Raw genomic sequence first — 3,212 nt, 5'->3', positions numbered from 1 at the left:
CCCCCCCCCCCCCCCCCTCCCCCCCCCGCGCGGGCGCCCCCCCCCCCCCCCCCCCCCCCCCCGACAGGCGTTTGTGCCCACGGTGATCGCCTGGACCGCGTGATCCCGACGATGATCGACCGACCGGATGTCGGCTCGTTTGTAGACTCGTGTTTGAATGTCTGCACCGCTGGGTACCCGCCGCTGTTTCGGACGGTGGCGGAGCAACGAAAGGACGGGACCGCATTGCACACCGGAGTGGTTGTCTTGATCATTCTGGTGGTTCTGCTGGTCGCGGTGGCCCTGATATCGGTCTACCGGCTGAGCATGCTCCGCCGCGGCGGTACCTCGGCGCTGCTGCGGGTCCTGCCGGCCAACGGCGGCGCGGGCTGGCGCCACGGCCTGATCCGCTACGACGAGGACCGGCTCGTCTTCTTCAAGCTCACCAGCCTCAAGCTCGGCCCCGACTCGGTGATCCACCGTCGTGGCATCGAGATCGGCGATCGGCGCAGCCCGGTCGGCGACGAGTACGACATCATGAGCGACGAAATCCTCGTCACCGAGGTATCCGACCCCAACGGCCGCTACGAGCTCGCCCTCGATCGAGGGGCTCGGGCGGCTTTCCTGTCCTGGGTGGAATCGCGGCCGTCGGATCGCGCCAGGCGCATGCGCGGCCTCTGATTCCCCACGCCGCGCCCGGCGCCCCCCTTGCGTGCCTGGCGCTGGGCCGCCGGGAATCCTGGCCCTAGGCTGGTCTCCGTGAGCGTGCACCTGACGAGGATCTACACCCGTACCGGCGACGACGGAACCACCGGCCTCAGCGACTTCTCCCGAGTCCGCAAGACCGATCCGCGTCTGGTCGCCTATGCCGACTGCGACGAGACCAACGCCGCCATCGGCGTCGCCATCGCCCTCGGTGATCCCGGCGAACACCTGACGAAGGTCCTGCGCCGCGTCCAGAACGACCTGTTCGACGCGGGCGCCGACCTGTCCACCCCGGTGGTCGCCGAACCGAAGCATCCGCCGCTTCGCATCACCCAGGACTACATCGACCGGTTGGAGAAATGGTGCGACGAGTTCAATGCCGAACTCGCGCCGCTGAATTCGTTCATCCTGCCCGGCGGCACCCCGCTGGCCGCGCTGCTGCACACCGCCCGCACCGTCGCGCGGCGGGCCGAGCGCTCGGCCTGGGCGGCCGTCGAAGCCCATCCCGACGACACCAGCGTGCTGCCCGCGAAGTATCTGAACCGGCTGTCGGACCTGCTGTTCATCCTCAGCCGTCACACCAATCCCGAGGGTGACGTGCTCTGGCAGCCGGGCGGCGGCGAGCCGTCGGAATGAGGATGCCCTACACGCCGATGGCATCCCCCTGTGGTGGATAAGCTACCCGTTGTGAGTGAACGGTTTCTGGTCACCGGCGGCAGCCGCCTGGTAGGCGAGGTCGCGGTGGGCGGCGCGAAGAACAGCGTCCTCAAGCTGATGGCCGCCGCGCTGCTGGCCGAAGGCACTACGACGATCACGAACTGCCCGGACATCCTGGATGTCCCCCTGATGGCCGAGGTCCTACGCGGCCTCGGCTGCGAGGTCGTGATCTCCGACGGCGAGCCGGGTGACCGTTCGGTGGTCACCATCACCACGCCCTCCGAGCCGAAGTATCACGCCGACTTCCCGGCCGTGCGGCAGTTCCGCGCCTCGGTGTGCGTGCTCGGCCCGCTCATGGCCCGGTGCAAGCGCGCGGTGGTCGCGTTGCCCGGTGGCGACGCCATCGGCTCGCGACCGCTGGACATGCACCAGGCCGGCCTGCGCCTGCTCGGGGCGACCAGCGAGATCGAGCACGGTTGCGTCGTGGCCCGCGCCGAGGAGTTGCGCGGCGCGCGCATCCGGCTGGACTTCCCGTCGGTGGGCGCCACCGAAAACATTCTCATGGCCGCCGTTCTCGCCGAGGGCGAGACCGTCATCGACAACGCCGCGCGCGAGCCCGACATCGTCGACCTGTGCAACATGCTCGTGCAGATGGGCGCGAGGATCAGCGGCGCGGGCACCTCGGTGCTCACCATCCAGGGCGTCGAGCGGCTGCACCCCACCGAGCACCGGGTGATCGGCGACCGCATCGTGGCGGCCACCTGGGGCATCGCCGCCGCCATGACTCGCGGTGACGTGCGGGTGACCGGCGTCAATCCCAAGCACCTGGCGCTGGTGCTGGACAAGCTGCGCTCGGCGGGCGCCCGAATCTCGTTCGAGGTGGACGGTTTTCGCGTCGTGCAGGCCGATCGCCCGCGCGCGGTGAACTTCTCGACCCTGCCGTTCCCCGGTTTCCCCACCGACCTGCAGCCGATGGCCATCGGCCTGGCCGCCGTCGCCGACGGCACCTCGATGATCACCGAGAACATCTTCGAGGCCAGGTTCCGCTTCGTGGAGGAGATGATCCGCCTGGGCGCCGACGCCAGGACCGACGGCCACCACGCGGTGGTGCGCGGCATCCCCCGACTGTCCAGCGCTCCGGTCTGGTCCTCGGACATCCGCGCGGGCGCGGGCCTGGTGCTGGCCGGCCTGGTCGCCGACGGGGTGACCGAGGTGCACGATGTCTTCCACATCGACCGCGGCTACCCGAACTTCGTCGAGCAGCTCCAAGCGCTCGGGGGACAGGTGGAGCGTGTCGGTGTGGAACCGGCCGAGGCCGATGCCGCGGACCATCGAGGCTCGGCGGCGCACTGATCGGCGGGTCCCGCGCGGGCTGTCGTTGAAAATGCCTTCTGATCAGGCGATTTGACAATGATCAACGGCAGCCCGTAACTTATTCCACGTCAGAGCGACACGGACACCGACCCGGAGCCGAGACGCAGAGCCGCAAGGCTCGGCGAGGCCTGGGAAACGAGGTAGGACGAGGAGCGCCTGGCGATCACACTGGTTCGACCGAAAACCGCGGATTTGGTTCCGGGAGAAGGTCGCGCTAAGCTGGAGAAGTTGCCTCACGGATGTGCCGGAGTTTTTCTGGTTCGGATGTGTGTGCGTGTGTTCTTTGAGAACTCAATAGTGTGTCGATGAATGTCAGTGCCAAATATTGTTTTTGGTTCTCGTTCTCCCACCCCCGTGGGGGGATGAGACATTTTTTGTCAGCTAATTTCCGGCTGGCGATTGTTTTGCTGGGTTTTCGGACTCTAGTTTAGATCTGATTGCATCCCTGTGGGGGTGTGATTGTGAGTCTTCAACGGAGAGTTTGATCCTGGCTCAGG

3 protein-coding genes are annotated in these 3,212 nt (G+C 67.4%); all 3 read left to right on the top strand.

Annotation, left to right across the window (positions count from 1 at the left end):
• Window positions 1-237: 237 nt before the first annotated feature.
• Window positions 238-660: a DUF2550 domain-containing protein gene (locus QH283_RS16915; protein WP_280503953.1), complete on the top strand. Its 423-nt coding sequence runs from the start codon at window positions 238-240 to the stop codon at window positions 658-660.
• 78 nt (window positions 661-738) lie between these two features.
• Entirely contained in the window at window positions 739-1,320 is a 582-nt protein-coding gene (locus QH283_RS16910; protein WP_280503952.1) for a cob(I)yrinic acid a,c-diamide adenosyltransferase, read from the top strand.
• 51 nt (window positions 1,321-1,371) lie between these two features.
• Entirely contained in the window at window positions 1,372-2,694 is a 1,323-nt protein-coding gene (gene murA, locus QH283_RS16905) for a UDP-N-acetylglucosamine 1-carboxyvinyltransferase (RefSeq protein WP_280503951.1), read from the top strand.
• The last annotated feature ends 518 nt before the right edge of the window (window positions 2,695-3,212 follow it).

Origin of the sequence: Nocardia farcinica (assembly GCF_029867845.1) — a bacterium.
Lineage (GTDB): Bacteria > Actinomycetota > Actinomycetes > Mycobacteriales > Mycobacteriaceae > Nocardia > Nocardia farcinica_A.
The sequence above is the reverse complement of the archived record's forward strand: the minus strand, read 5'-3'. Positions and strand labels throughout refer to the sequence as shown.